The organism is Sphingomonas sp. Root241 (genome assembly GCF_001428865.1).
In the GTDB taxonomy this organism is placed as follows: domain Bacteria; phylum Pseudomonadota; class Alphaproteobacteria; order Sphingomonadales; family Sphingomonadaceae; genus Sphingomonas.
The window spans coordinates 426,749-452,743 of record NZ_LMIV01000003.1 but is presented as its reverse complement, the minus strand read 5'-3'; the positions used below and the strand labels follow the sequence as shown (position 1 = coordinate 452,743).

The window sequence follows — 25,995 nt, the reverse complement described above, 5'->3', positions numbered from 1 at the left end:
ACCGAGACGCTGCCCGCGCCGTTGTTCTGGATCGTCACGGCATTGCCGGTGCCGCCCGCGACACCACCCGCGCTGACATCGATATTGCCCGCCCCGCCCGTGCCGCCGGTCACCAGCAAGCCCGTCGTTGCGCCCGTCACGGTGCCCGCCACCGCGACGCTGACTGCATCGTTGCCGGTCGCAATAACGCCTTCGCCAAGCGTGCCGGTCACGTTCCCGGTCGCGACCACCTCGATGGGACCGGCCCCGGAATTGGTCGCCTCGATGCCGGTCGTGCCCGAAACATCGCCCGCAATCACGAATATGCCGCCGAGCCCGGCCGCGTTGGTCTGGCGCGCGATGATGCCCGTGTTGCCGACCGAACTCACATCGCCTGCGCTCACACTCACATTGCCGCCGGCAGCCTTGGCGAAGATGCCGTTGCCCGTCGTCGCCGTCACCGGCCCGATCGTCGTCACATCCGTGCCGCCCGAGCCGAAGTTCTCGGCGTCGATCCCGAAGCGCGCGTCGATCGCACCCTCGGCCCGCACGCTCACCGCGCCGGTCGCACCGCCCTGGATCATCGCGGCAACGATTCCGGCATTGCTCGCCTTGATGTCCCCGTACGCAGTGATCACCGCATCGCCGGTGAGCATCTGCGTCTGAACGTCGATGGCGTCTCCACTGCCTGCCGTGACGGTACCGCCGGTGACCACCACCACGCCGGTGCTGGTCGTCACGTTACGGACGGTGATGCCCTCGCCCGAAGCCGACGAGATGTTGCCGGCTATGTCGAGGACAATGGTGCCCGCACCGGCGGTCTGCACCGCGTCGAGCGCGTTGCCATTGCCGTTGTTTATGATGTCGCCGCCGCTGACATCGATAGTCCCGCCCGCTGCGTTGACGCTGAGCGCCGCAGTGCCGCCTGCGGTGGGCGTGTTGCCGGCGTCGACGCTGATCGTGCCGTTGTTGGTGACGGTGACGCCGCCGGTGCCGCTATTCGATACCGCGAGGCCGTTGCCACTGACGATCTTGCCGGAATCGACGATCACCACGATCGGCGAGCCTGAAGCCCCCTGATATTCGCGATCGACGGGAGGATTGGCGGGGAAGGTCGTGTTGGTCGTGACGGTGTCGCTGCACTGGACCGTCAGCCCACCGACGGTGCAATCCGCCCAAGCCTGTGCCGGGGCAATCAGGCTCACGCCGGCGACCGCGGACATGCCGATGGTGGAGTGCAGTGCGAACCGGCTCGCCTGCGAACGCAGCGTGCCGCGCGATGCCGACCGGTTCGAGCCGTCGTTCTTCGTCTTTGCCGAAAAACGAGTGTCGTGAGTCCGCGCCATTAGTCTGCCCCCTGATCCGTGCAGTCAACTATGCGCCCTGGACCAGATCCGGCACGGCCGGGCCTCGTCTCTTTTTATTTATCGTTATGGACCGGTTTTGTCAGTGTCAATCAATGGTTGCGCAACTTTGCAAAAGCCCGGCATTCGCCATGCCTTCCAGCAAGGTCGTCAGATGTTCGGTTGCGACCTGGCTGATCGCTTCGGCGTCGCTCACCGTCTCGCCGTTCCGGGTGAACGCGATACGACCTGCCACCGCTTCGGCGGCAAGCCGACGGGCAAGTGCCGGCTGATCGAGGCTGCCATCCATGGCCGGCAGCAACACCCGCGTGGCGGGATCGAGAGTCACGGTCTCGTGACGCAGGTTGGTCGTCGACAGGGCGCCCTCAGCGGCGTCGGCACGTGCCAGTCGAATGGCCTCGGGCCTGTCGCCGCCCCGCCCTGCCCGCACCGGCTCCGATGAAAGCGTGACCATGCCGACCAGCAGCATCCGGTAGAGCGCGTCTGCCACCATCTCGCGTGCCGCGCCCTCATCGTCGGTGACCGCATCGATACAATCGTCGAGGCTCGAGGATGACGGAAACGCTGCGACGAGATGACCGATCCCTTCGGCTACAGCACGCGAGCTGGTGGACAGCGAACGACCCGAGATATCGGTCACGACATATTGGCCGCCTTTTTCCTCCACGCGAGTGCCGCTCTGCGTTAGGAAATGGAACGGCGCGATACTCGCCGGTTTCAGCACGCGATTGAGCGTCGCCTGCCTTTCGCTCGCGACGAGCAAGGTTTGCCGGAAGGTGCGGCCGGACAGCAGATCGAGATATTGTTCTGATTCGACGAGGTCGTTGTTCGAACGGGCACGCACCTGGCGTGCGACCTCGGTCCCGTAATTTTCGAGGATCATCGAAGCGAGATCGCATTCGGCGAGGAAGCCGAGCCCGTTGCGCGCTGCATTCGCGGCGAAGTCGCGCACCGTGCTCGGCTGGTTCATTTCCTCGAGGAACTCGTGTGCGACATAATCGTCGGACAGCGTCGCCAATCGCTCCGACCAACTCCGCAGCATATCGCCATAAGGCCCCTTGTCGGGTGTCGCCCCCGCAAGAAAGCTCAGCAATTCTCGTGCCTTGGCGACACGGCCGAGCGAATCCACTTCGTCCGCGACTTGCAGCAGGAACGCGTCTCGAAGCGGTTGAAGCATCCGCCAGCCCGGCAGGACATTATAGCTGACATAAGCCACCCCGACCGGCGAAAGCCGCGCCCGGATGATGCGCAGGATCGCGTCCTGTACCGCCGGCGGCACCCAGCTGTAGACCCCGTGGCAGAGGATATAGTCGAAGCTGCCCAACTCGTCGCCGATCTCGGTGAAACTCTGGCAGCGAATTTCAACGTTGGTCAGGCCGAGCTTCGCGATTCGCGTCCTGCCTGCCGCCACTTGTGTACGTGCGAGGTCGATGCCGATGAAGCTTGCATCGGGGCAGGCCAGCGCATGCGGGATGATGTTGCCCCCGGCTGCGCAGCCCAACTCGAGCACCCGCGCGGTTTCGAGCGGTGCGGCGGCAAGTCCGAACAGGCTTGCGATGGCGCCGATCCGCGACGGATGACTTTGCGGAAATGCCCGGGATTGGTACGGCAAAAGATCATATTTGAGCGCCGTCCGCGCGATGATTGCCTCGACCTCGTCGTCTTGCCCGATCATGCGCATTCAGGAATCTCCTCGATGCCGTCGTATAGTATCGACGCCGGCCCTCGCGCGTAAGGCATAGTATCGATTGTCGCCTCGTCTCCGGCGTGACTCTTCATATCACACGCAGAGCGCCGGCATGAGATACAGAAGTCGCGTTGTCTGCAGGCATGAATAATTTAGGCGTTATCAACATCTGGATTGGTTTGCGTACGCGAAGATGGCCTGCCCGAAGCCAGCCTCCGGGCTCTGAGGAAACGGCCCTGAACGACAATTCCCGGTGGATTGGGCAAGCGTCTCGGCGCCGCAAATCATGATATGTTGCATCCAACCTGCATTGTTCGGACTCGCGGTCGACCCTCGCATTGTTGCGCCGCGGCGTTTCTCGGGCGAGGCCGCAGTCGGATTGCGACTTGCGCGATGAGACTATACAACATATCAAGTGTGCCGCACTGCACCCAAGCTGAGGCCGGTTCCGTTTTGACCCGCATCCCTTCCCTCGATCGAGCCGCTGCGGCTCGTGCTGCCGCAGGCCGGCCGCAGGGGGATGCGCGCGCTGCCGGGCCCCGCCGGGCGAAGCGGCTCGTCGTGCTTTGCGCGTTGCTGCTGGCGCTTCTCTGGCAGAGCGTCCTCACACAGGCGCATCAGCACCGGCCGGTTGGGCTCGACACCTCGCAGTCCGAACGCAGCCTTGCGAACAAGACCGGACGCGATGACCCCGCGCCCGATTCACCCAAAACCTGTCCGATCTGCCTTGAGGTAGCGAGCGCTGGTCCGGCGCTGTTGCCGACACCTGTCACCCTTGCGGCCCCCGCCGCCCCCACCTTCTTCACCGCGGCGTTCCGACCGCTCCAGTTCCAACGCGCGAGCCGGTCGCATCTCTGGCAGAGCCGCGCGCCGCCCCATCAACTTCAGGCCCGAGGAACGCCCTGACGGCTGCGCGCATCATTGCGCGTACCGCATGCGGCTCCTCCGAAAAAACTGACAAGGTTCCTGGAGTTGAACAAATGCGTCACCTGTTTCTGCTGAGCGCAGCCTCGCTAGCGCTTGCCCTTCCCGCCGCCGCGCGGGCCGCCGATCCCGACAATTCCCCCTCCTCGCCGGCCACCCCCGCCGATGCCGCGCCCGACGGGCAGGACAAGGGCGTGAGCAAGGGCGACGAGATCGTCGTCACCGGCATCCTGCCGACCAGCGAGCGCGACGTGCTCGCGGGCACCTCGGTCGTCTCGGGCGAGGAACTCACCCGCGATCTTCGGCCGAGCATCGGCGAGACGCTCGCCAGGCAGCCCGGCGTCTCGGCGACTTCCTTCGGCCCCAGCGCGTCGCGCCCGATCCTGCGCGGCTTCCAGGGCGAGCGCATCCGTGTGCTCACCGACGGGATCGGCTCGATCGACGTGTCGAACACCTCGGTCGATCACGCGGTGATCATCGATCCCCTGCTTGCCGATCGCGTAGAGATCGTTCGCGGCCCGTCGGCATTGCTCTACGGTTCTTCGGCGGTCGGCGGCGTGGTCAATGTGATCGACAGCCGCATCCCGCGCGCGGTTCCCGAGAACGGCTACCGCGTCAACGCGATCGGCAGCTACGGCTCGGCCGCGAACGAGCGTTCGGTCGGGGCCGCCGGCGATGTCGGGCTCGGCAAGATCGTGCTCCACGCCGACGGCTCGTATCTCAAGAGCGACGACCTCGATATCGGCGGCTATGTCCTCTCGCCGAGTGCGCGGGCAGCAGCGCTGGCGGCAGCCGCCGGACCAACCACGCCCGACGATCCGGATTTCGCGGCATCCGCCGCGCTCAAGGACACGCTTCCCAACACCGCGGCGCGAACCTGGACCGCAGGCGTCGGCGCGGCGCTGATCACCGACACGGGCAATCTCGGCATTTCGTACAGCCATTATGACAGCCTGTACGGCGTGCCCATCCGCTACGCGACCGAGTCCGGACAGGAGCAGGAAGCGCCGCGGCTGAGCGTCATCCAGAACCGGGTGGACCTGCGCGGCGAAGTCGAAACCGGCGGCGGCTTCCTCGACAAGATCCGCGTCCGCGCAGGCTATGCCAATTATCGCCATTTCGAGCTCGAGGAAGATGGCGAGATCGGCACCGCCTTCTACAACAAGGGCATCGAGAGCCGCCTCGAACTGGTCCAGGCGAAGCGCGGCGATTGGAGCGGCGCTTCGGGCGTGCAATATTTCCACCGCGATTTCAACGTGGTCGGCGACGAGGCCTTCCTCCCCAAGAACCGCACCAGCCAGCTGGGCGTGTTCACGCTTCAGCAGCTGGAGTTCGGCGCGCTCCGGGCCGAGGGCGGCCTGCGCTATGAATCCACCGACCTTGCGGCAACGCCGCTCCTCGGCGACGCTCGCTTCTTCTCCGGCACGCGGCATTTCAATGCGGTCTCCGGCTCGGCCGGGCTCTCCTACGAACTGGCAGACGGCGTACGGATCGGGCTCAACGCCTCGCGTACCGAGCGCGCACCGTCGGGCGAGGAACTCTTCGCGCGTGGCGGCCATGCCGGCACCCAATCGTGGGAAGTCGGCAACGAGGATTTCAAGCTCGAGAAATCCTGGGGCCTGGAAGGTACGCTCCACGTCCACCAGGACCGCTTCAGCCTCGATGCATCGGCTTATTACAACTGGTTCTCCAACTACATCTCGGAGAACCAGGTCGATCCGGCGGTCTGCGAAGCGGCCGCGGCACCCAGCGGTCGCGAAGTCGACCTTCCCTGCTTCCAGTATCAGCAGGCAGATGCGCGTTATTACGGCTTCGAGGCCGACGCTTCGTTCCGCCTCGCTCAGATCGGCAGCTACGCTATCAACGTGGATGCGCTGGGCGATTATGTGCACGCCTCGATCGTCGACGAAGGCCCGGTGCCGCGCATTCCGCCCGCCCGCGTGCTGGGCGGCATCGAGGCGCAATCCGATCGGGTCACCGCACGCGCCGAGGCCGAGCATGTCTTCGAGCAGAATCGCATTGCGCCGTTCGAGACTCCCACGGCCGACTATACGCTCGTGAACGCCTCGATCGGGTTCAAGCCGTTCTCCGGCAACGACAAGATCTCGCTGTTGCTGAGCGCGAACAACATCTTCGATGTGGAGGCCCGGCGGCATTCGAGCTTCCTCAAGGACTTCGCCCCGCTCAGCGGGCGCGACCTCCGGGCGACGGTGCGCGTCGGCTTCTAGGCGAAGCTGAAGGGGGCGGCGGTGCCGGTCCGCATTCGCGCCTCATGCGCGATGCGGGAGGCGCCGCCGCCCGCCACTCATGTTTGGAGAAGAGCATGCACCACGAACAGGTTGCGCGTGCTTCCGTCATCACCTGGCTCGATCGAACCGCGATCGGCGCTTCGTTTCTGTGCCTGATCCATTGCGCAGGACTCCCGCTTCTCCTCGCGGCGCTGCCCGCATTGTCGCGGGCAATCGCGATACCCGAGAGCTTCCATCTGTGGATGCTGGCATTCGCAATCCCGACATCGGCCATAGCGCTGGTCGCCGGCCTTCGCCGCCATGGCCGAGGCGAAACGCTATTGCTGGGCGGCACCGGACTGGCGCTGATGCTGGCCGGCGCGCTGGCTTTCGCCGAAACGCCCATCGAAACGGCAATGACGATCGGCGGAGGCCTATGCCTCGCTAGCGCACACATCGTAAACTTGCGCAGGCGCCATTGGCCGCATCGCCATGGCTAGCAAGCGGCGCGCAGCGGGCGAGCTGGACGAGTTTCTCGTCGCGCTTCTCGAGCGCGAAGGGCGCCCGCTGACTGGCCTGATGCTCGCTGAAATACTGCGGGAACAAGGTGAAATTGTCACCGTCAGCCTGGTTTTCCGCGCTTTGCGCAAGCTCGTCGAACGCGGCACTTTGCACAAGCTGCTCCTGAGCCGGGGATATGTGCCGACGCGCTCGCCCAACGAAATATATCTCCATTGCACCACCTGCGGCTCGGTCGGGCGGATCGCAAACGAGGAGTCGTTCCTGAAAATCGAGGACGTCGCCGAACGCTGCAGATTTCGCGTGACGCGGCCGATCGTGGAGGTCGTGGGACGATGCGCGCATTGTCTCGAGCGCGAAGCCGCCGACGCTGCGCCACCGCGTCGTCAATCGGTGGCGATCGCGACCACGAAAAGCGCGCACGCAAGCGTCGAGGCGAACGTGCGGAGGTGATTCCACGATGCCCAGCGCCGCAGATAAAGCGACCAGGCCGCGCCGCCATCCCGGCCCGCCGCAGCCAGCATATTGTTGAGTGGAACGTTGAAGGCGAGCGTGACGACGAACATCCCGATCACGTAGATCGCGCCACCCGTCAGCATCGCCGCCCCGCCGGGCTCGCGGCGGACCACGCCGACTATGACGAGCGCCAGACTTGTCAGCGTGGTGCCGAGAAAGAGCGGCATGAAGAGCGATCGCACGATCTCGACATTGATTGCGTTCATCGCCTGCGCGCCACGCTCCGCGCCGAGACGGTCGAACGCCTGCAGGATGAAGGTGGAGAAGGCGAAATAGAGCCCGCCGATCAGCCCGCAGCCGATCGCGGAAAACCAGAGCAAGCCGCGCACCACGATCTCGATCATTTCACCCTCCCGAATGCAGGATACGATAGCGAACGCGATAGAGGTCCATTCCGCCTTCGCCGCGCTGTCCCGAGAAAATCAGCCGGCTTCGATCGGACCAGTCGAGCATCGGGCCATAGGTATCGTGGTCATTGTTGACCGCCGCCGGCAGCATCGTTCCCACATCATAGCCCTGTATGGACGGAACGGCAAAAAGCAGGTCGACGCGGTCCCTGCGGAAATCCATCGCCCGCGCGAAGACGATGGTCGCGCCGTCACGCAGGAAGGTCGCGTCGAACTCGTTCGCCGCGGTGTTGAGCGCGCCGACCAGCCGCTTGGCGGCAGCGAAGCCATCGCCCGCCCGGTGCGCAGTGAAGAGGTCGTGGCCGCCTGCCCCTCCGCTCCGGTCGCTCGAGAACAGCAGTGTAGCGCCATCCGGCGACAGCATCGGTGCAAACTCCTTGCCGGCGCTGTTCACCTCCGGTCCCAGATTGACCGGCGCCCCGAAGCCCTGGCCGGTCACCGGCACGCGGTAGATATCGTCGCCCCCCGATCCTCCCGCCCGGTCCGAGCAGAAATAGACGAACCGTCCGTCCGCGGAGAAGGCGGGATCGAAATCGCGCCCGGCGCTGTTGAACGATACCGGCACGGCGGGACGCCATTGGCCGCCGGATCGGCGCGAGACCCAGATGTCGTAGCCGCCCGGGCCGCCGAGCCGATCGCGGCTGAACCACAAGGCGGTCCGGCCGTCGGGGCTCAGCGTCAGGCGGATTTCCGAATAACGGGTCGAGGCGACCCCCGGCGCAAACGGTTCGGCCGCGCCGGTGATCGCCACTCGCGCCGCCCGCCCGCCCGCGGAAGCCCCGCCGAGCAGGATCAGGCACGCCGCCGCCCGCAATGCGTGTCGAACGGAGATCATGCCTTCCGCCTGAAATCGCTGATCCAGTTGGTTTCCCATGTGGCGCCGCCATCGCCGGACATGGCTTGCTCCCAGCGCGCGGCACTAGGCGTGATCCCGGACCAGCGCACGCGCGTCTTCACCGGACGGCCATCCTGCACGTCGTCTCCCGCGAAGATGCCGACGCCATCGACGAAACGGCCCCGAACAGGCGGCGCGAACGCGGTCGGGTCGCGCCCGTCGAGCCACCAGCTCAACCATTCGCCGGTGGCCGGATCGAAGGTGCGCAAGCCCAGCCCGCGATGCGCCCCGCCGGCGCGCGCAAAGTGATTGTCGCCGATATTGCCCTGGCCGCCGAGCACGGGCCAGTTCGTGAAGCTCCCCGCGAACGCCTCCCAATCATCGTTCCCCATGAGCCGCTGCTTGCGGCGGCGGTGCTGGACCGACCAGCTGCCATGGAGGAAATCGAAATCGCGCCGGCGATCGGACACTGCCGGCAGCGGCGTCGCCACGGGCGCGGTGCGGGTGAAGAAATTCTCCCAATTGATCTCCCAGCTCTTGCCGCCGTCGGTCGACAGCGCCTGCTCCCAATGCGGGCGGGCGCTGTGGATATCGAGCCAGCGGAAGCGCGCGGTGACGGGCCTGCCCTTGAAGGTGTCGGGGCCGGTGAAAACGCCCTTGTCGCCCACGAAGCCGCCGCGCACCGGCGGATCGATCACGGTCGGGTTGCGGCCGTCGACCCACCAGATCGCCCATTGTTCCCGCTTCGGATCAAAAGCGCGCACGGTGAGGCCGCGATAGGTGCCACTCGGAATATCGACGATATTGTCGTCGATCGTGGCGAGCCCGTCCAGCGCCAGCCACAATGCGCTCTTGCCGGTGAATTCCTGCCATTCGTTGCTCCCGGCGAGCCGGTCCTTGAGGCGGCGGTGCCAGACGTCCCAGTTGCCGACGAGCCAGTCCCAGTCATGCGCATGCGCGGCACCCTCGACGCCCAGTAGCGCCGAGGCCGATGCGGGAATCGCGAGCGCTCCGCCCGCCGTCGCCGCACCGAGGATCACATCCCTGCGTCGCAACACTCCTGGCAAACCTTCCAGCACGGCCATCTCCTCACCCTCTCGTTCCGGCGCGCAGAAGACATCCCCGCATGGATTCTGGCTATGCGAAGCTTGGGTCGAGAGGCTAAGTCAGACTTATGCTCGATCGGCCGCTACCCTCGCTCGCCGCAATCCGCGCCTTCGAGGCGGCGGCGCGGCTCGGGAGCTTCACCAAGGCCGGGCACGAGCTCGGCACCTCCTCGGCATCGGTGAGCTATCATGTGCGGCAGCTCGAGGCGCAGCTCGGCGTCACGCTGTTCCGGCGGCATCCCCACCGTGTGGAGCTCACCGACGGGGGAAGCTTGATCGCGACGGAGGCGGGCAAGGCGTTCGCCGCCCTCCGCGCCAGCTTCGCGCGCGCCGCCGAACTGGACGAAGGGCGGCTGTCACTGACCACCTTGCCCACCTTCGGCACCAGCTGGCTCACGCCGCGGCTCGGTCTTTTCCGCGCGCTGCACCCGGACATCCGCGTCGAGCTCGATGTTTCGGAGGCGGCCGAGGACCTCACCGCGGGCCGCTTCGACATCGCCATCCGCAATGGCGACGGCAGCTGGCCGGGCCTCCGTACCATCGCGCTCTTCCCGAGCCTCTTCATGCCGCTCTGCGTTCCCGAACTGAAAGCCGCCGCAGCCGGGATCGACGATCCGCGAGCGCCGCTCACGGTGCCGTTGCTCGGCCGCCCGGACTGGTGGTCGCTCTGGTACAGGGCGCTGGGTCACGAGGAATGTCCGCCGCCGTCACGCTTCGGCACCAGTTTCTCGGCCGAACATCTCGACGTGGCGGCGGCCCTCGCAGGTCACGGCGTGGTCATCGCTTCGCCGATCCTGTTCCGCGCCGAAATCGATTCCGGGCGATTGGTGCCGGCGCACGACATGGTCGTGCCGGCGGGGCGATCCTTTTGGTTGACCTATCCGGTATCGCGCCAGAACAGCCGCAAGATCGGATTGTTTCGCGAATGGCTGTGCGGCGAAGCGGCCGCCGCCCGCGATGCGGTGAGAGAGTTTTTTCCGCGAACCTTCGACGCAACCGGATAACGCTTTCGCCATCGCTTCGTCCGGATTGCGGCTTTCGCTGCGGATGCGAATAGGGCAGGAACGCGCCGCACGCATTCGCTGGAGTCCGCATGTTCCGCCCGATGTACGACTGGGTATTGCGCATGGCGCATCACCGCCACGCGCTCCGCAGCCTGGCCGTGGTCTCGTTCGCCGAGAGCAGCTTCTTCCCGATCCCGCCCGACGTCATGGTGGTGCCGATGGTCCTCGCGCGGCGCGACCAGGCCTATCTGATCGCCACCGTGTGCACCGTCGCCTCGGTGATCGGCGGGATGTTCGGCTATGCCATCGGCTATTATCTGATGGAGAGCATCGGCCAGTGGCTGGTCCAGCTCTATCACATGGAAAGCAAGATCGAGGCGCTGCGCCACGGCTATGATCAATATGGCGCCGCGATCATCCTGCTGAAGGGCCTGACTCCGATCCCGTTCAAGCTGGTCACCATTGCCAGCGGCCTGTTTCACTTCAACTTTCCGCTGTTCGTGCTCCTTGCGACGATTACCCGCTCCGCGCGCTTCTTCATCATCGCGGCATTGCTCAAGCGGTTCGGCGAGCCTGTGCAAGCGTTCATCGAAAAACGATTGAACCTGTTCGCATGGGGATTTCTGATCCTGCTTGCCGGCGGTTTTGCCGCAGTGGCGCTGATCTAGGCAGAGGATCCTGTGCATGTACAAGAAGCTGGCGGTAATCGCCGCCGCATCAACGATGGTCTTCGCATCGACGGCCGCGCAGGCCGGATCGGCCTCGGCGCTGAGCCTGCGTAACGCACCTGCGGTCGAGGCGCGCGCCAGCACACCGGGGGCCAAGGAGAACAAGCTGCTGCCCGGGCCTGGTCTTTTCGCGGTGATCGGCGTCGTCGCGATCGTCGCGCTGCTCGAGGCGACAAAGGTGATCAACATCTTCGGCGGCGACGATTCGCCCGACAGTCCCTAGGGTCGGGACTCATATTCAGAATCCGTCATCCCCGCGAAAGCGGGGACCCATCTCCTGAGCGGGCAGCAAAATGCACCGGCGCGCTCGTGGAAACTGTTGGAGATGGGTCCCCGCTTTCGCGGGGATGACGAAGAGGGGGATCAACTCGTAGTCAAATCAACAGCTTGTATAGGTTCTCACCCTAAGGCTCCAAAAGGACCGCAAGACCAGAGCGCTCCGGCTTGTCCGGGGCGCTTTTCCTCGTGCCGATATCCCCGACTTATCGCCGGACCCGTAATTATCGGGCCCGCTTTCCGAAGGCGAAAACAGGGAAGCCGAGCCATCGCGAGCGCGCTTGCTTTTGCCCCCCCGCCTCGCTAGATACCCGTCCCAATCCGACAGCGTGATGGGAAAACGCCGGTCCTTCCCCGAAGGAGCCGGCAGCGGACCCATGCCTCGCCGAAGGAGCCAATTTTTTGACGAGGATGCCCCCAGTGGCGAAGACCAGTCCCCTCGAATTCATGCGCCAGGTGCGTGCCGAGACCGGCAAGGTCGTCTGGCCGTCGCGCAGGGAAACCGTGATGACCGGCGTGATGGTGCTGATCATGGCATCGTTGCTCGGCATCTTCTTCCTGGGTGTGGATTCGTTCTTCGACGCGGTCGTCCGCGGTCTCCTCCGTCTCGCCCAGTAAGGAACACGGCAAACATGGCGCGCTGGTACATCATCCACGCCTATTCGGGCTTCGAGGGCAAGGTTCGCGATCAGATCATGGCGGACGCGACCCGTCTCGGCCTCGATCGTCTGGTCGAGGCCGTCGAGGTCCCGACCGAGACCGTCACCGAGGTTCGCCGCGGCAAGAAGATCCAGTCCGAGCGGAAGTTCTTCCCGGGCTACGTCCTCGCCAAGCTCGAGATGAACGACGACGTCTATCACCTCGTCAAGAACACGCCGAAGGTGACCGGCTTCCTCGGCAGCTCGGGCAAGCCTCAGCCGATCAGCGAGGCCGAGGCCGCGCGCATCCTCAACACCAAGGAAGAGGCTGCCTCCGCGGCGCCCAAGGCCCGCGTCCATGTCGATTACGACATCGGCGACACGGTCAAGGTCACCAGCGGCAATTTCGCGACCTTCTCGGGCGTGGTCGAGGAGCTCGATTTCGACAAGAGCCGGGTCAAGGTCTCGATCTCGATCTTCGGCCGCGCCACCCCGCTGGAGCTGGGCTTCGAGGACGTCGAACGCATCAAGTAACGGGGCTGGGCCTTCAGCTCTGCGAGATACGAAAGGCCGGGGCGAAAGCTCCGGCCTTTTCCATAACCCGCCGCGCTCTCCTGTTGCGCCCGGCCTGTCTTTGCGCTAGGGGCGCCGGCTTCCAAAGCTATAGCAATGGAAACCCTGCGGGAGGACGCCTCGGCGTCCGTCTGAACCGCTAAACTTGATCGGGGTCCGCAAGGCCCCCTGAAAGAGAGTGACATGGCAAAGAAGATTACCGGCTATATCAAGCTGCAGGTGCCCGCGGGCGCCGCGAACCCCTCGCCGCCGATCGGCCCTGCTCTGGGTCAGCGCGGCGTGAACATCATGGAATTCTGCAAGGCGTTCAACGCCCAGACCGGCGACGCGGAAAAGGGCACCCCCCTTCCCACCGTGATCACCGTCTATGCGGACCGTTCGTTCTCGTTCGAGACCAAGACGCCGCCGGCGACCTACCTGATCAAGAAGGCGATCAACCTCAAGTCGGGCTCGAAGGAGCCGGGCAAGCAGGTTGCCGGCAAGATCAAGCGCTCGCAGCTGAGCGAGATCGCCCAGGTCAAGATGAAGGACCTGAACGCCAACGACATCGAGGCAGCGACCAAGATCATCGAAGGCTCCGCCCGCGCAATGGGCCTCGAAGTGGTGGAGGGCTGAGATCATGGCAAAGCTGACCAAGAAGCAGAAGACCTGGACCGTCGACGCGGAGAAGCTCCACGGCGTCGATGAAGCGATCTCGATCGTGAAGGCCAACGCGACCTCGAAGTTCGACGAGACCGTCGAAGTCGCGCTCAACCTCGGCGTCGATCCGCGTCACGCAGACCAGATGGTCCGCGGCGTCGTCACGCTGCCCAAGGGCACCGGCAAGACCGTCCGCGTCGGCGTGTTCGCCAAGGGCGCCAAGGCCGAGGAAGCGCTGGCCGCAGGTGCGGACGTGGTGGGCGCCGAGGACCTGATGGAAATCATCCAGGGCGGCAAGATCGATTTCGACCGCTGCATCGCCACGCCCGACATGATGGGCCTGGTCGGTCGCCTCGGCAAGGTGCTGGGCCCCAAGGGCCTGATGCCGAACCCGAAGCTCGGCACCGTGACCATGAACGTCGGCGAGGCCGTGAAGGCCGCCAAGGGCGGTCAGGTCGAGTATCGCGTCGAGAAGGCCGGCATCATCCATTCGGGCATCGGCAAGGCGTCGTTCCCTGCGGAAGACCTGCGCGCGAACTTCGACGCGCTGGTCGATGCGGTGATCAAGGCCAAGCCGGCCGGCGCCAAGGGCAAGTATCTGCGCAAGGTCGCGCTGAGCTCGTCGATGGGCCCGGGCGTCAAGGTCGACGCGGCGGAAATCGCTGCGGTCTGATCCGGCACTGAAGCACCAAGTGAATTTGAAGGGGTCGGAAGCAATTCCGGCCCCTTCTTCCTGTGTGCGCCACGCCCCCTATTCCGTCGCGTAGGGCAAGCCGCTAGCGATGCGGGCGACTGACATGCTCGGGAGGCCGAATTGGAAAGGGACGCATCGCATGAACCGATCGACATGCATCGCCGCGCACTTTGCGGGGCCGCATTGGCGCTCGCCGCACCGGGGGTGCTGGCGTTGAGCGCCGTGCCCGCCGCCGCTGCGGTTCCGGAACTGCCTCCGCTCCGCCACATCGACGCGGGGGCGCTGAACGTCGCTTATGCCGAACTCGGCCCGGTGGACGGTGCGCCGGTGATCCTGCTGCACGGCTGGCCCTACGACATCCACGCCTTTGCCGAGGTCGCGCCGATCCTCGCGGCGCGCGGGCAGCGGGTGATCATGCCGTTTCTGCGCGGCTATGGCGCGACGCGCTTCCGCGACGCCGCGGCGCTGCGCAACGGCCAGCCGGCCGCGCTGGCCACCGACGTGATCGATCTGATGGACGCGCTCAAGATCCGGCGCGCCACGCTCGCCGGGTTCGATTGGGGCGCGCGCACCGCGGACATCGTCGCGGCTCTGTGGCCCGAACGCGTGACCGCTCTGGTTGCGGTGAGCGGCTATCTGATCGGCAGCCAGCAGGCGGGAAAGCAGCCGCTCCCGCCCGAAGCCGAACTGCAATGGTGGTACCAATTCTATTTCGCCACCGAGCGCGGCCGGCTCGGCTACGAGAAGGATCGTCGCGCGTTCAACCGGCTGATCTGGCGGCTCGCCTCGCCGCAATGGCGCTTCGACGACGCGACCTATGATCGCTCGGCAGTGGCCTTCGACAACCCCGATCATGTCGCGGTGGTGATCCATAATTATCGCTGGCGGCTCGGGCTGGCCGAGGGCGAGCCGCGCTTCGACGCGATCGAGGCGAGGCTCGCGGCCGCACCGACGATCGGCGTGCCGACGATCACCATGGAGGGCGACGCCAACGGCGCACCGCATCCGCCGCCTTCCGCTTATGCCGCGAAGTTCACGGGCCGCTACGAGCACCGTACCATCGCCGGCGGCATCGGGCACAATCTGCCGCAGGAGGCGCCGCAAGATTTCGCCCGCGCCGTGCTGGACGTCGTCGGCAAGGGAGTCTGACGGAGATTCGCGCGGTCGCGAAGCGCCGCCTTTCCTTTTCGCCGATCGGCGGCATACTCCTGCGAAACAGGAGGAATATATGCGGCGTGCGATGCTAGCCGGCGGGCTTTGGCTGCTTGCCCTGCCCGTTCCCCTTGCGGCCCAGACCGCACCGCCGCAGGACGATACGATCGTCGTGCAGGGCAGACTGGAGAAGCTCAGCCGCTGGCGCGAGGCCGAGACGGATCACGTCGTCGTCACCAGCGACGGCAGCGAAGCCGAATTGCGCCGCATCGCGCACAATCTGGAGCGGCTGCACTTCCTGCTCTCGGTGCTGCTCGGGCGAGTCGACCAACCCGACGACACTCGGAAACTGCGGGTCACCCTGGTCGGGGATTCGCGCGAATTCGACGCGATGGACCTGCGCAACCTGCGCTTCACGCCGGGCCCCTGGCGCAGCGGCTTCGACGTGCAGGGCTATTATGATCCGCGCGAGGACGGGCCGGTGCTCGCCGCGACGCGCTACGACACGCGCGTCCAGCTCGAGCGCGGCGCCAGCCTCGCCGGGCTCCTTCCCGACCTGATCCGCGCGACCAGCGGCGGCGTGCCCGATCCCACCGCCAACGACGCCGGGCTGAGTTCGCATCTCGCCGGTCCGATCGGCACCGGCGCGGGCTTCGCGAAGAAGAACGATCCATTCGCCGTCGCGGTCAACGAGGTCTCGGTGCCGGTCGCGGCCGAGGGGCGGATCTATGCCGCCTTCGCGCGCAACTGGCTGCTCACCCATTTCCCCAATGCCTATCCGCGCTGGTATGTCGACGGCTTCGGCGAATTGTTCTCGACGATCGAGGTCAAGGGCGACGGGCAGATATCCTATGGCCGCGCGCCCGAAGGCTATGGCCGCGTCCTGAACAGCGTGCGCGGCGCGCCGGTGAAGGACGTGCTGACCGGCACTTACCCGGTGAAGAGCAGCGCCGACAGCCGGTGGACGCCGTTTCATGCCTGGGCATTGGCGCACATGCTCTTCTTCGACGAGGCGCGGCGGCCGCAGCTGCGCGCCTATCTCGCCAGAATCGCCGCTGGCGACCCGCCCGTGCAAGCGGCTGCAGCCTTGGGCGACCTCGACCAGCTCCAGCGCGATCTCGCCGCGTGGGACAACAAGAAAATGCCCTATGAGCAGATGACCTACCCCGCCGATCGGGTCGCGGAGCCGATGGTCCGGCAGCTGACCCAAGGCGAAGCGGCCTTCGTCAAGGGGCGGCTGGAGCTCGGCTCGCGCATCGTGCCGCCCGGCGCCGATGCCAAGGCGATCGTGGCGCGCGACGCGTGGCTGAGGGGCTTGCGCGGGGACGCGGCGCGCTACCCGGCCAATCTCCAGGCGCAATTGCTGCTCGCCGAAGCCGAATGCCGCAGCGGCAATGCGCCCGAATGCCTGAGCGCGGCCGATCGCGGGCTCGCCGCGGACCCGAACAGCAGCGACGCGCGCGCGTGGCGGGGCAGCGCACTTCTCGGCCAGGCACTAGCTGCGTCTCCCGCCGAGCGCCGGGCGAAGCTCAAGGCGGCGCGCGCCGAGATCGCCCGCGCCAACCGCGCCGACCCCGACAATCCGCTGCCGCTGCTCGCTTATTATCGCAGCTTCGCCGAGGCGGGCGAGGCGCCGCCCGACATCGCCATCGAGGGACTGATGAAAGTCGTCGACACCGTGCCCGCCGCGCCGGGCCCGCGGTTGCTGCTCGGCGAGGCGCTGGTTCGCCGCGGCAACACCGCGGCGGCGCGCCGCATGCTGTTGCCGGTCGCCAACGGCGCCTATGAAACGCCCGAGCGCGTACGGGCACAAGCGCTGATCGAGGGCGGGCGAACCGGCTGAATCCGCCGGTCCGCCGCTTCATGCCACGGATTTTCTTGGAAGAAGAGGCCGTTGGCGCTCCGGGTGCAATACAATGGATTGATGGGCCCGGCGCTAACCATGTACGATGTCGTCGGCGGCGCACCCGCCTGCCGAGGTGCGCGCGCAGAACGGAACGAAGCGTGACGAGTTCCCAGTCCGACGAACCAGCGTCCGCGCCTTCCGAAGGCGCCGATCAACCGCGCGCGACGCGCAAGAACCTGATGCTGGCCGCGTCGATCGAATCGGGGGGCAGCAGGGCGCCGGTGCGCATCCGCAATCTCTCCGAAACCGGCGCGATGCTGGACGGCGCGGCGCTGCCCGGGCCCGGCGCCTCGCTCGTCCTCACTCGCGCCGACATCCAGGTCTCGGCCAGCGTGGTCTGGTGCGCGGGCGGGCGCTGCGGGATCCGTTTCGACAATGTCGCCGCGTCGGTGGACGAATGGGTCACCGGCAAGCGCGCGGCGGTGTTCGCCGGCCAACAGGGCCAGGCGCGCGTGGACGCGATCCAAAGCGTCGTCCGATCGGGTGCGGCACTCCCTTCCGAGCCCGCCACCTCCACCGGAACCGCGATATCCTCCGGGGAGCTCGAGCGGCGCATCGCCGAAGAGATCATCTATGTGCAGCGCCTGATCGACGCGCTCGGCGAGGAATTGATCGAGGATCCGGTGATGCTGCAGCGGCATTCGCGCGTGCTCCAGAATCTCGATCGCGCCAGCCAGGTGCTCGAACATCTCGGCAGGGTGCTGGGCGAAGACGACCGGGTCGCCGCGGCACAGGCGGTGGTGATGCAGGACCTGCGCGAACGCCTGCTGCGCAAGGCGAACTTCTGAGGCGGCCTGAGGCCTATCGACATTCAAATTCCCCTCCCTGCAAGGGAGGGGTTAGGGGTGGGTAAGGAAAGCCGGGCTCGATGCCCGGCCTTTCCTTCTTTTCCGAGCCGTTCGAAGGGCTCGCTACGCTCGCACCCACCCCCAGCCCCTCCCTTGCAGGGAGGGGAGTCTACAGGTTGAATTTCGATAGGCCTCAGGCGCCGTAGAATTGCGGCAGCCAGTTGCGCGTGACCGTCACGCGGTCGCCCAGCTTCGCGGCGCGGAAGAGCAGGGCGGCGAATTCGTCGGGCAGGCCGATGCAGCCGTGCGTCGCATAGCGATTGTCGACCGTCTCGCCGCTGCCGTGGAGCGCGACGCCGCCCCAGGTCAGCCGCATCATGTACGGCATCGGGGCATTGTAGAGGTTCGAGATGTGGTGAACCTTCTTCTGAAGGATCGGAAAGCTGCCGATCGGCGTCGGCTTCTCGTCGGCGCCATAGATCAGGATCGTGCGGCCGATCTCGACGCCGCCGCGATAGACGTAGAGCGTGTCGCGGGCGACATCGGCGACGATCTCGAGCTTGCCGGTCGGCGCGCGTTCGGGCTCCCACAGATACTCGCCTTCCTGGAGCGGGCTGTCCGGCGTCAGGATCGCCAGCACGATCGGGACCTTCGAAGCAGCGGCTGGCGCAGCGGCGAGCGCGGCGGAGGGCATCGCAACTAGTGCGAGGAGGAGCATGAGAGCGCCTCGGAGCGAGGATCGAGTCGTCATGCGCAGCGATATTGCTGGCGAAACCGCCCCTGGCTAGCATGGTTTTTGGACTGTTCCGCAGGGGCACAGCTTGGCCTTTCGTTAAGCATGACCACCGCGCAGCGAGGGAGAGCGGGTTTGCGGCTGAACCGGCGGAGCTTTGTAGGCGGCGCGGCATTGGCCGCAGGGCATGCGCCGCTTTTCGCGGGCGCGCAGGCGCTGACGCCGAGCAGCGGCTGGACCAGGACCAAAGGCGGCGACGGAGGACGCGTGCTGCGCGTGACCAGCCTCGCCTCGGAGGGTCTCGGCACGCTGCGCGCGGCGCTGGCGGTAACCGGGCCACGACGGATCCTGTTCGATGTCGCGGGCGTGATCGATCTGGGACGAAAGAGCCTGTCGATCCGCGACCCCTTCGTCACGATCGACGGGACGAGCGCCGCTTCCCCCGGCATCACGCTGATCCGCGGCGGCATCTCGGTTTCGACGCACGACGTGGTGATCCAGCATATCCGGGTGCGCGCCGGCGCGGACGGCGCGGCGCCCAAGAGCGGCTGGGAAGTCGACGGGCTCTCGACCAATGCGGCGCACGACGTCGTCGTCGATCACTGCTCCTTCGCCTGGGCGACCGACGAGAACCTGTCCGCCTCGGGTCCGCGCTTCGCCGGCGGCGACACCGTCGAGGCATGGCGCCAGCACACCTCGCGGCGGATCACCTTCACGCGCAATATCGTCGCCGAGGGGCTGTCGAAGTCGAGCCACGCCAAGGGCGAGCATTCGAAGGGAACGCTGATCCACGACAACGTCACCGAAGTGCTGATCGCGGGCAATCTCTATGCGCACAACTACGAGCGCAACCAGCTGTTCAAGGGTGGTGCGCAGGCGCTGACCGCGAACAACCTGATCTACGATCCCGGCAATCGCTGCATGCATTATGCGCTCAACGAGGAAGAATGGGTCGGGCACCCGTGGACCGTCGGGCGGCTGGCGATCGTCGGCAATGTCGTGCGCGGGGGTCCTTCGACGCGGGAGGACCTGCCCTTCCTGATCGTCGAAGGGCAAGGCGACCTCGAGTTGTTCGACCGCGACAATATCTTCACCCTCTCGGGCGGGCGCCCGATGGTGCCGATCGAAGTGATCTCGAACCGCAAGCCGAAGATCATCCCCCTGCCTCGTCCGCCGTTCTGGCCCGAGGGGTTCAAGGCGCGGCCGGCGCGCACGGTTGAAAAATGGGTGCTCGCCGAAGCGGGCGCTCGGCCGTGGGACCGCGACGCGGTGGATCGGCGGATCGTCGCCGAGGTGCGCAGCGGCAAGGGCCGTGTGATCGACGACGAGCGCGAAGTGGGCGGCTATCCGGGCTGACCTAATCACCGTCATCCCCGCGAAAGCGGGGACCCATCTCCTGCCACCACCAAGCCGTCCCACGGCCGTTGCATTTGCTGCGCATCCCGGAGATGGGCCCCCGCTTTCGCGGGGGTGACGGGCGTGGGACCAGTTGACTCCTCCCCCGATTTCGTTATGTGCGCGCCTTCGCAGATGGGGCTTGCCTCGCCTGCGTTCCGTCCGAGACAGCGAGTGACCGGGATTTGCCGGTCTTGATTTCTCGCCAAGACGGGGACAGATTTTTCACCGACGGTCCGCCTCGCGCGGAGCGTTCGGGTCACGCCAGGGAAGCCTCTGGCCGCGACGATCGTGCCCCTCGGACAATTTGTAACCGGAGCCCCCGTCAGGGTGCTTCATAACGAGGAGACCGGCATGGATCGTTCCCAAAAGGCTGATGCCGTTGCCGAGCTGAATCGCACCTTCAACGAGGTCGGCGTGGTGGTTGTCACCCGCAATCTCGGGATGACCGTCAAGCAATCGACGGACCTCCGCAACAAGATGCGCGCAGCCGGTGCGAGCTATAAGGTCTCGAAGAACAAGCTTGCCAAGATTGCCGCCGAGGGCACCGATTATTCGGTGATCGCGGACCTGCTCACGGGTCCGACGGCGCTCGCCACTTCCGCCGATCCCGTGGCTGCGGCCAAGATCATCGCGGAATTCGCCAAGACGAACGACAAGCTCGAGATCGTCGGCGGAGCAATGGGCGCGCAGCTGCTCGACGTGGAGGGCGTGAAGGCGCTCGCCACGCTGCCGTCGCTGGATGAACTGCGTGCCAAGATCGTGGGGCTCATCGTTGCTCCCGCGACCAAGCTCGCAACCATCACGCAGGCACCGGCCGCGCAGATCGCGCGCGTTCTTTCGGCATATGCGGAGAAGGAAGCCGCGTAAGCGGACCTTTTTTCGAGACCAATTCCCTAACCTATCTGATTTGATTGGAGTTTATCATGGCTGACCTTAACAAGCTGGTTGACGCTCTGTCCGAGCTGACCGTTCTCGAAGCCGCCGAGCTCTCGAAGCTTCTCGAAGAGAAGTGGGGCGTTTCGGCCGCCGCTGCAGTCGCGGCTCCTGCCGCTGGCGGCGCCGGCGCCGCTGCTCCGGCAGCTGAAGAGAAGACCGAGTTCGACGTGATCCTCACCGGCGACGGTGGCAAGAAGATCAACGTCATCAAGGAAGTCCGCGCCATCACCGGCCTGGGCCTGACCGAAGCCAAGACGCTGGTCGAGTCGGCTCCCAAGGCCGTCAAGGAAGGCGTCAACAAGGACGAGGCCGAGAAGATCAAGAAGCAGCTCGAAGAAGCCGGCGCGACCGTCGAGGTCAAGTGAGCTTGCGCGCATAAGCGCGAAGGACTCATCCCCGCCCAGGCGGGGATCCAGCTTCTGCTTCACGGCAGAGAAAGAAAGGGCGGCTCCGATGGGGCCGCCCTTTTTCTTTGCGTGTGTGCGGGTGATTGCGGAGGATAGCAGCCAGAGCGGCAGGTGGCAGCTAACGCCCCAGTTGCTGCCGTTCGTTCACGATCGTAGCGCGCCTCAAAGCAGACCTTGGCGAGATCATCTTGACCCGCATCTGCATCTACGAGACGAAGACCGTTCGACGGTTTCTCACCAGAAAGTTTTCCTCGTAAATCCTGTCAGTTCGTTCGATTGAAGATTTGCTTATAAACAATTGGTGTAGAGAGCAATGGACTCGTCATGGTGGTATCCACCACCAAGTCCTGACCAACAATGCGATAAGTTGTAACCCGCTCGCTGTCTTCGCCGCGGAATGTTAGAGAAATAGCTTCACCATTAACTTTTGCCGACACATCGAAAACAAGCACTTCAATGAGCTTCCACTTGACCGGCTCTCCGCCTATCCTGACGACGAAAGGTGCTTTGTCATCATATGCGATTCCGACTCGACTTCCTGCAATCGAAATTCTCATTCTATTTACCGCAATGGACTTGCGCAGCCTCATGCGGGCGAGAGGGCGCTTGGCGTTGGAAAGGCCGGCAATAGCGCTCTCGATCGCTTGAAAGGCGTCGTCGCTCCGTTCCCGGTCCAGGACATAGCTGCCTGAAACCACATCTTGCGCCGGGCTCGCTGAGCCTGAGCTAGAGATCAAGATGGCAGCTCCGATCGCGGCCGACAAAGTCCAGTGACGCACCACGCTCTCCTCAAATTCCGCTGCTCGCCGTGACGGGTGTAGTGACGATCCGGCTTAGCGCATAGGTGAGGCCTTGGTTGTCAAATCGAGGGACTTCCTCCCGTTTGTAGACGCACGTAGTGGCGGAGGGCTGGCTGTATCAAAGGGCCGAGCCTCGCGGCCGCTAACTCGATCTGCAAACTCGAAAGCGGACCAGCCGCTCTCCACTCATTTGCAGACATGCTTGCAATGTAGGATTTCGCCTGACAGCCTCCTCTGGCTCTCTGACATCGTAACGCCCCTCTCATCGTGCTCGTGCGAAAGCAGGAGTATAGCGCCGCTTGGTCCACACCCTCCTGGATCGCCTGCGCAGGAACGGGCCAGAACCATGCAGGCAGTGTGACCCTAGTGTGACCTTTCGCGGCTAACCATCAACAGCGGACACCGGCCTCACCGCCGCCCCGCGTCGAGATCCCGTCGCGCGAGGAGCATCGCGCCGGCGATGCAGGCGGCGAACAGTCCGCCTTCCAGCGCGCCGGTCACGAGCTGGGCGATCGGCCCGAAGCCGCTCTCGCCGAACAGCCCGCCGATCTGATCGAGGCGCAGGCGCGAGGCGGGGATATGGCGCGCGAGCAGGTCGAGGCTGCCGCCCATCAGCCGTCCGCCGAGCAGCGGCACCAGCATCCCCGCGACTGCGCCGACCAGCCCCGCCGCCGCGACTGCGCGGCGTAGCGAATGCCCGCCCCAGTGCGCGCCGAGCCAGCTTCCCAGGCCGACCGCGCCGCCCAGCATTGCGCCCTCCGCCGCGCCGGTGATGTCGCCCGGCGACTGGCCGAGCAGCAGGTTGAACGCGTCGAGCCCGAGCAGCTTGACCACCCCACCCACGACCAGCCCGCCGATCGCGCCTCCGGCCACACTCCAGTGCCAGCGGCGCGCGGGCGCGAAGTCCGCCGCGGCGATGCCGAACGCCACCCCTGCCCCGCCCACCAATGCGACGAGGATGGTGAGGCACGTCACGACCAGCAGCACCGAGACTGCGCCCATGCCCGGCTGGAGCGGCTGCGAGGCGCCGGCGAATCCGTAGAAGATGCCGCCGATAAGCCCGGCGATCCCGGCGCCGATCGTGCCCGCGCCGCCGAGCAGCAGGAAGCGGCGCCACCGCCCGGCTCCGGCGCGTGCCGGCGCCGATCGGGGCTCGAGCGCCGGCGGCTCGATGTCCGCCTCGACCGCCGCGATGAAGCGATAGCCGTGCTTGGGCACGGTCTCGATCAGCCGCGGGCTGGCGGCATTGTCGCCGAGCTGCCTCCGTAGCGTCTTGATGCACTGGGTGAGCGCTTCGTCGGTGACGGGCACGCCGCGCCAGACCTGATCGAGGAAATGGTCCTTCGACACCAGCCTGCCCTGCTCACGCACCAGCAGCGCCAGCGCGTCGAGATAGCGGGCATTGAGCTCCACCGGCACGCCCTCCCGCTTGAGCTGGCGATCGCCCATGTCCAGCACGAAGCAGTCGAAGCGGAAGATCGTCATCGTCCGAAGCCTCCCGCATCGCCCCGGTCAAGGCAATGGCAAATCAGGCCTCCGGAGCCAGGCGCGCGCAGGCGAGCATCTGCGCCGCGAGGTCCGCGGGCGCACAAGCCGCTTCGCCGGCGACCCACATCCGCAGCATCGTCAGCTGCGCCGCCGCGGCGGCCATTGCGACCATCGGCGGCGGCGCGGCGTCCGGCACCACCACCAGCCGCGCCTCGATCATCGCGGCCAGCCGGCGCTGGAGCTTCATGCCCGTCCCGCCGCCGAGGATGATCCGCGCGAAGCCGCGCTGCTGCCAGACATGCTCGAGCATCGCGCGCACCTGGACCTTGCTCGCGCGGCCCAGTGCCGCGCTGGCCAGCGGCTGGAGGATCGGCGCCATCACCGCCAGCAGCACTTCGTCCTTGCCGCGGAAATGCTCGTAAAAGGTCGAGCGGCCGACGCCGGCACGGGCGATCAGATCGGCGGTGCGGATCGTGTCGTAGCGCTGCCGGAAGGCGAGTTCGACGAACGCCGCGACGATCGCGTCACGGCTGCGCTTGACGCGCGGATCGAGATTCCGTCCGTCCATCGCGGCTTTCTAGCGCATTTGTCCGCCTCGCTTCCGGACTTTTGCGGGGCTCCGTCCGGCAGCAGCGTTTCCGGCCGGTTTCGCTCTCGCACGAACCGCGCCGCTGATGCACGGTGCGCGTAGTTTCTCAGGAGCGATGCAATGACCGACCTACATCGCGTGGTGGCGATCGTGCCGAGCAGCGATCTCGACGCCAGCGAGGCTTTCTACCAGCGGCTCGGCTTCGCGGTGGTGAGCGATCACGGCCATTACCGCATCCTCGCCGACGGGCGCGGCTGGCACCTGCACCTCAACCATGTCGAGGGATGGCCGGAGAAGGTCGAGGACAACCCCTTCGGCCTCTATCTCTATGTCGAGGATGTCGACGCAGTCGCCGATCGGGTGCGCGAGCTGATCATCGAGAAGGGCGCACCGCACCGAAAGCCGTGGGGCACCTATGAGTTCGCAGTGAGCGATCCGAGCGGGACGCTGGTGCGGGTCGGCCGCGTGCTCGACTGACGCGGAGGTTCAGGCCGCCACCGCCTGGCGCGGGAGATAGCGGGTGGCGGCCAGCTCGCGCGCCTGCTGGTTGCGATCGAGCCAGATCAGGCCAACCTTGCCCCCCTGCCCCGCGGTGCCGACCATGAAGTCCGCGCCGAAGCGGCGGATGCTGATCCCGGCGCGCCATTTGAGCTCGATCATCACCAAAGGCACGAACATCGGGCGGCCGGCGACTTCGACGACGTGGATCAGCTCGCGCGGCAGCGCCAGCCGCATCGGCATGCGCCCGCCCGCGCCGGCGGCGAGATCGAACGGGGTCCCCGCCGGATCGACCATCGGATTGGCGTGGAAGCCCGCGATGTTGCGGTCCTGATCGGGGCTGGCGGTCATCATCGCCATGTTGACGCGGACATTCTCCGCGGCCGAGGCCTGGGTGTTGCCGATCAGCAGCTCGCACTCGAGCACTATGTCGCGTTCGGTCACTTCGATGCGCGCGGGGCGGAGGATGATCTCGAAGGGCTCGCCCGATGGCGCTGCCGCAGGCGGCGGCGCGGCCTTGGGCGCGATCCCCGGCGGGGGACCGACCGGACGCGCAGGCATTGCGGGCGGAGGGAGTGCCGGCGCGGGCGCGGCGGCCTCATATTCTTCCAGCTCTCCGGCACGGCGGCGGCGTTGCAGGGCCCAGATGCCGCCGAACACGAGCGCAGTCGCTCCGGCACCGATCAGCATCCACAGCCAGCCGGGCGTTCCCGCCGGCTGGGTTGCCGGCACGACGGGTGCAGGGAGAGCAGGTGCAGGCGCGGCCGTCGCGATCGGGCTCGGCACCGCAACCGGAGTTCCGGTCGGGGCGATGCCGGCGGGCGGCGTGGCCTGGGTTACGGGCGCCCGGGTGGCGCTCGGCCTCGATGTCGAACGGGCCGGTGCTGTCGCGCGCGGGGTGGCCGTCGCGACGGGTGCGGGAGGCGTCACCAAGGTCGGTGTCGGCGCGGGAGCCGGCGACGGCGTGCCCAATGTGAAGCGCTCGGGCGTCACATTGGGCAGGTACATCAGGTTGGGTGGACGACTGGGCGTTGGTGTCGGCGCCGGGGTTGGAGCCGGCGTTGTGGTCTGCTGTGCATGCACGACAGGCGCGGCGATGCCCGCAGCCAACGCCGCCGCGGCGAGCCCGAACTGGCCGCCGATCCGATACTTCCCGCGATTCACCACAGCGTCTCTAGCCGTT

The 25,995-nt window shown here is 66.2% G+C and carries 27 protein-coding genes; 17 read left to right on the top strand and 10 right to left on the bottom strand.

The window, feature by feature from the left end; genetic code table 11:
• Positions 1-1,325 (bottom strand): beta strand repeat-containing protein (locus tag ASE13_RS17225; RefSeq protein WP_200955764.1); only part of this gene is annotated, 1,325 nt, incomplete at its 3' end.
• Positions 1,326-1,431: 106 nt separating this feature from the next.
• Positions 1,432-3,024: a methyltransferase regulatory domain-containing protein gene (locus tag ASE13_RS17220; RefSeq protein ID WP_056618930.1), complete on the bottom strand. Its 1,593-nt coding sequence runs from the start codon at positions 3,022-3,024 to the stop codon at positions 1,432-1,434.
• A gap of 986 nt (positions 3,025-4,010) precedes the next feature.
• On the opposite strand from ASE13_RS17220, the gene ASE13_RS17215 reads away from it, so the two are divergent.
• The 3 genes from ASE13_RS17215 to ASE13_RS17205 all read left to right on the top strand — a co-directional run bounded on the left by ASE13_RS17215 (position 4,011) and on the right by ASE13_RS17205 (position 7,154).
• On the top strand, positions 4,011-6,182 hold the full coding sequence (locus ASE13_RS17215) for a TonB-dependent receptor (RefSeq protein WP_056618927.1): 2,172 nt from the start codon (positions 4,011-4,013) through the stop codon (positions 6,180-6,182).
• A gap of 95 nt (positions 6,183-6,277) precedes the next feature.
• Complete coding sequence (locus ASE13_RS17210; RefSeq protein WP_056618925.1) at positions 6,278-6,682, top strand: MerC domain-containing protein; 405 nt, start codon at positions 6,278-6,280, stop codon at positions 6,680-6,682.
• The gene (locus ASE13_RS17205) at positions 6,675-7,154 is read left to right on the top strand and encodes a hypothetical protein (protein WP_056618922.1); all 480 of its coding nucleotides are present in this window, start codon (positions 6,675-6,677) and stop codon (positions 7,152-7,154) included. Before ASE13_RS17210 ends, ASE13_RS17205 begins: the two co-directional genes overlap by 8 nt.
• Here the strand turns inward: ASE13_RS17205 and ASE13_RS17200 are convergent.
• Genes ASE13_RS17200 through ASE13_RS20190 form a run of 3 tightly spaced genes read right to left on the bottom strand, consistent with a single transcriptional unit; the run spans position 7,088 to position 9,514 of the window.
• Entirely contained in the window at positions 7,088-7,561 is a 474-nt protein-coding gene (locus ASE13_RS17200) for a DUF1772 domain-containing protein (RefSeq protein WP_056618919.1), read from the bottom strand. The genes ASE13_RS17205 and ASE13_RS17200 overlap by 67 nt on opposite strands.
• A 1-nt stretch (position 7,562) precedes the next feature.
• A complete protein-coding gene (locus ASE13_RS17195; RefSeq protein ID WP_200955762.1) occupies positions 7,563-8,459 on the bottom strand; it encodes a TolB family protein in 897 nt (298 codons plus the stop codon).
• Positions 8,456-9,514: a hypothetical protein gene (locus ASE13_RS20190; protein WP_235537029.1), complete on the bottom strand. Its 1,059-nt coding sequence runs from the start codon at positions 9,512-9,514 to the stop codon at positions 8,456-8,458. Before ASE13_RS20190 ends, ASE13_RS17195 begins: the two co-directional genes overlap by 4 nt.
• 119 nt (positions 9,515-9,633) lie before the next feature.
• Between ASE13_RS20190 and ASE13_RS17185 the strand changes: the two genes are divergently transcribed.
• The 10 genes from ASE13_RS17185 (at position 9,634) to ASE13_RS17140 (ending at position 17,963) form a co-directional block, all read left to right on the top strand.
• A complete protein-coding gene (locus tag ASE13_RS17185) occupies positions 9,634-10,569 on the top strand; it encodes a LysR substrate-binding domain-containing protein (RefSeq protein WP_056618914.1) in 936 nt (311 codons plus the stop codon).
• An 89-nt stretch (positions 10,570-10,658) separates the two neighbouring features.
• Complete coding sequence (locus ASE13_RS17180) at positions 10,659-11,237, top strand: YqaA family protein (protein WP_056618911.1); 579 nt, start codon at positions 10,659-10,661, stop codon at positions 11,235-11,237.
• Between the two features lie 16 nt (positions 11,238-11,253).
• Positions 11,254-11,520 (top strand): hypothetical protein, encoded by a 267-nt coding sequence (locus ASE13_RS17175; protein ID WP_056618908.1) that lies wholly within the window; start codon positions 11,254-11,256, stop codon positions 11,518-11,520.
• A 473-nt stretch (positions 11,521-11,993) separates the two neighbouring features.
• Positions 11,994-12,191, top strand: a complete 198-nt coding sequence (gene secE / locus ASE13_RS17170) for a preprotein translocase subunit SecE (RefSeq protein WP_200955758.1) — start codon at positions 11,994-11,996, stop codon at positions 12,189-12,191.
• A gap of 14 nt (positions 12,192-12,205) precedes the next feature.
• Positions 12,206-12,745, top strand: a complete 540-nt coding sequence (gene nusG / locus ASE13_RS17165; RefSeq protein WP_029935537.1) for a transcription termination/antitermination protein NusG — start codon at positions 12,206-12,208, stop codon at positions 12,743-12,745.
• A gap of 222 nt (positions 12,746-12,967) precedes the next feature.
• Positions 12,968-13,399, top strand: a complete 432-nt coding sequence (gene rplK / locus ASE13_RS17160; RefSeq protein WP_029935539.1) for a 50S ribosomal protein L11 — start codon at positions 12,968-12,970, stop codon at positions 13,397-13,399.
• Between the two features lie 4 nt (positions 13,400-13,403).
• On the top strand, positions 13,404-14,096 hold the full coding sequence (gene rplA / locus ASE13_RS17155) for a 50S ribosomal protein L1 (RefSeq protein ID WP_056618902.1): 693 nt from the start codon (positions 13,404-13,406) through the stop codon (positions 14,094-14,096).
• Between the two features lie 174 nt (positions 14,097-14,270).
• Positions 14,271-15,266, top strand: a complete 996-nt coding sequence (locus ASE13_RS17150; RefSeq protein ID WP_056618900.1) for an alpha/beta fold hydrolase — start codon at positions 14,271-14,273, stop codon at positions 15,264-15,266.
• A gap of 79 nt (positions 15,267-15,345) precedes the next feature.
• A complete protein-coding gene (locus tag ASE13_RS17145) occupies positions 15,346-17,112 on the top strand; it encodes a tetratricopeptide repeat protein (protein ID WP_056618897.1) in 1,767 nt (588 codons plus the stop codon).
• Positions 17,113-17,273: 161 nt separating this feature from the next.
• Positions 17,274-17,963, top strand: a complete 690-nt coding sequence (locus tag ASE13_RS17140) for a PilZ domain-containing protein (protein ID WP_056618894.1) — start codon at positions 17,274-17,276, stop codon at positions 17,961-17,963.
• A gap of 193 nt (positions 17,964-18,156) precedes the next feature.
• Here ASE13_RS17140 and ASE13_RS17135 read toward each other — a convergent pair whose 3' ends face one another.
• Positions 18,157-18,681, bottom strand: coding sequence for a L,D-transpeptidase family protein (locus tag ASE13_RS17135; RefSeq protein WP_235537028.1), 525 nt, complete (start codon positions 18,679-18,681; stop codon positions 18,157-18,159).
• A 189-nt stretch (positions 18,682-18,870) separates the two neighbouring features.
• Here ASE13_RS17135 and ASE13_RS17130 point away from each other — a divergent pair, with 189 nt between their 5' ends.
• The 3 genes from ASE13_RS17130 (at position 18,871) to rplL (ending at position 21,395) form a co-directional block, all read left to right on the top strand.
• A complete protein-coding gene (locus ASE13_RS17130) occupies positions 18,871-20,052 on the top strand; it encodes a polysaccharide lyase family 1 protein (protein WP_056618892.1) in 1,182 nt (393 codons plus the stop codon).
• Positions 20,053-20,445: 393 nt separating this feature from the next.
• Positions 20,446-20,961, top strand: coding sequence for a 50S ribosomal protein L10 (rplJ, locus tag ASE13_RS17125; protein ID WP_056619075.1), 516 nt, complete (start codon positions 20,446-20,448; stop codon positions 20,959-20,961).
• Between the two features lie 56 nt (positions 20,962-21,017).
• Positions 21,018-21,395 carry a 50S ribosomal protein L7/L12 gene (gene rplL, locus ASE13_RS17120; RefSeq protein ID WP_056618886.1) on the top strand — a complete coding sequence of 126 codons (378 nt, stop codon included), beginning with the start codon at positions 21,018-21,020 and terminating at the stop codon, positions 21,393-21,395.
• A 305-nt stretch (positions 21,396-21,700) separates the two neighbouring features.
• Here the strand turns inward: rplL and ASE13_RS19965 are convergent, their stop codons facing one another.
• The 3 genes from ASE13_RS19965 to ASE13_RS17110 form a co-directional block, all read right to left on the bottom strand.
• The gene (locus ASE13_RS19965; RefSeq protein ID WP_156404957.1) at positions 21,701-22,216 is read right to left on the bottom strand and encodes a hypothetical protein; all 516 of its coding nucleotides are present in this window, start codon (positions 22,214-22,216) and stop codon (positions 21,701-21,703) included.
• Between the two features lie 429 nt (positions 22,217-22,645).
• Positions 22,646-23,722 carry a winged helix-turn-helix domain-containing protein gene (locus ASE13_RS17115; RefSeq protein ID WP_056618883.1) on the bottom strand — a complete coding sequence of 359 codons (1,077 nt, stop codon included), beginning with the start codon at positions 23,720-23,722 and terminating at the stop codon, positions 22,646-22,648.
• 43 nt (positions 23,723-23,765) lie between these two features.
• Entirely contained in the window at positions 23,766-24,293 is a 528-nt protein-coding gene (locus ASE13_RS17110; RefSeq protein ID WP_056618880.1) for a TetR/AcrR family transcriptional regulator, read from the bottom strand.
• 141 nt (positions 24,294-24,434) lie between these two features.
• Here ASE13_RS17110 and ASE13_RS17105 point away from each other — a divergent pair, with 141 nt between their 5' ends.
• Entirely contained in the window at positions 24,435-24,791 is a 357-nt protein-coding gene (locus ASE13_RS17105) for a VOC family protein (RefSeq protein ID WP_056618878.1), read from the top strand.
• A gap of 9 nt (positions 24,792-24,800) precedes the next feature.
• Here ASE13_RS17105 and ASE13_RS19560 read toward each other — a convergent pair whose 3' ends face one another.
• Positions 24,801-25,976 carry a hypothetical protein gene (locus ASE13_RS19560; RefSeq protein ID WP_156404956.1) on the bottom strand — a complete coding sequence of 392 codons (1,176 nt, stop codon included), beginning with the start codon at positions 25,974-25,976 and terminating at the stop codon, positions 24,801-24,803.
• Between the last annotated feature and the right edge of the window lie 19 nt (positions 25,977-25,995).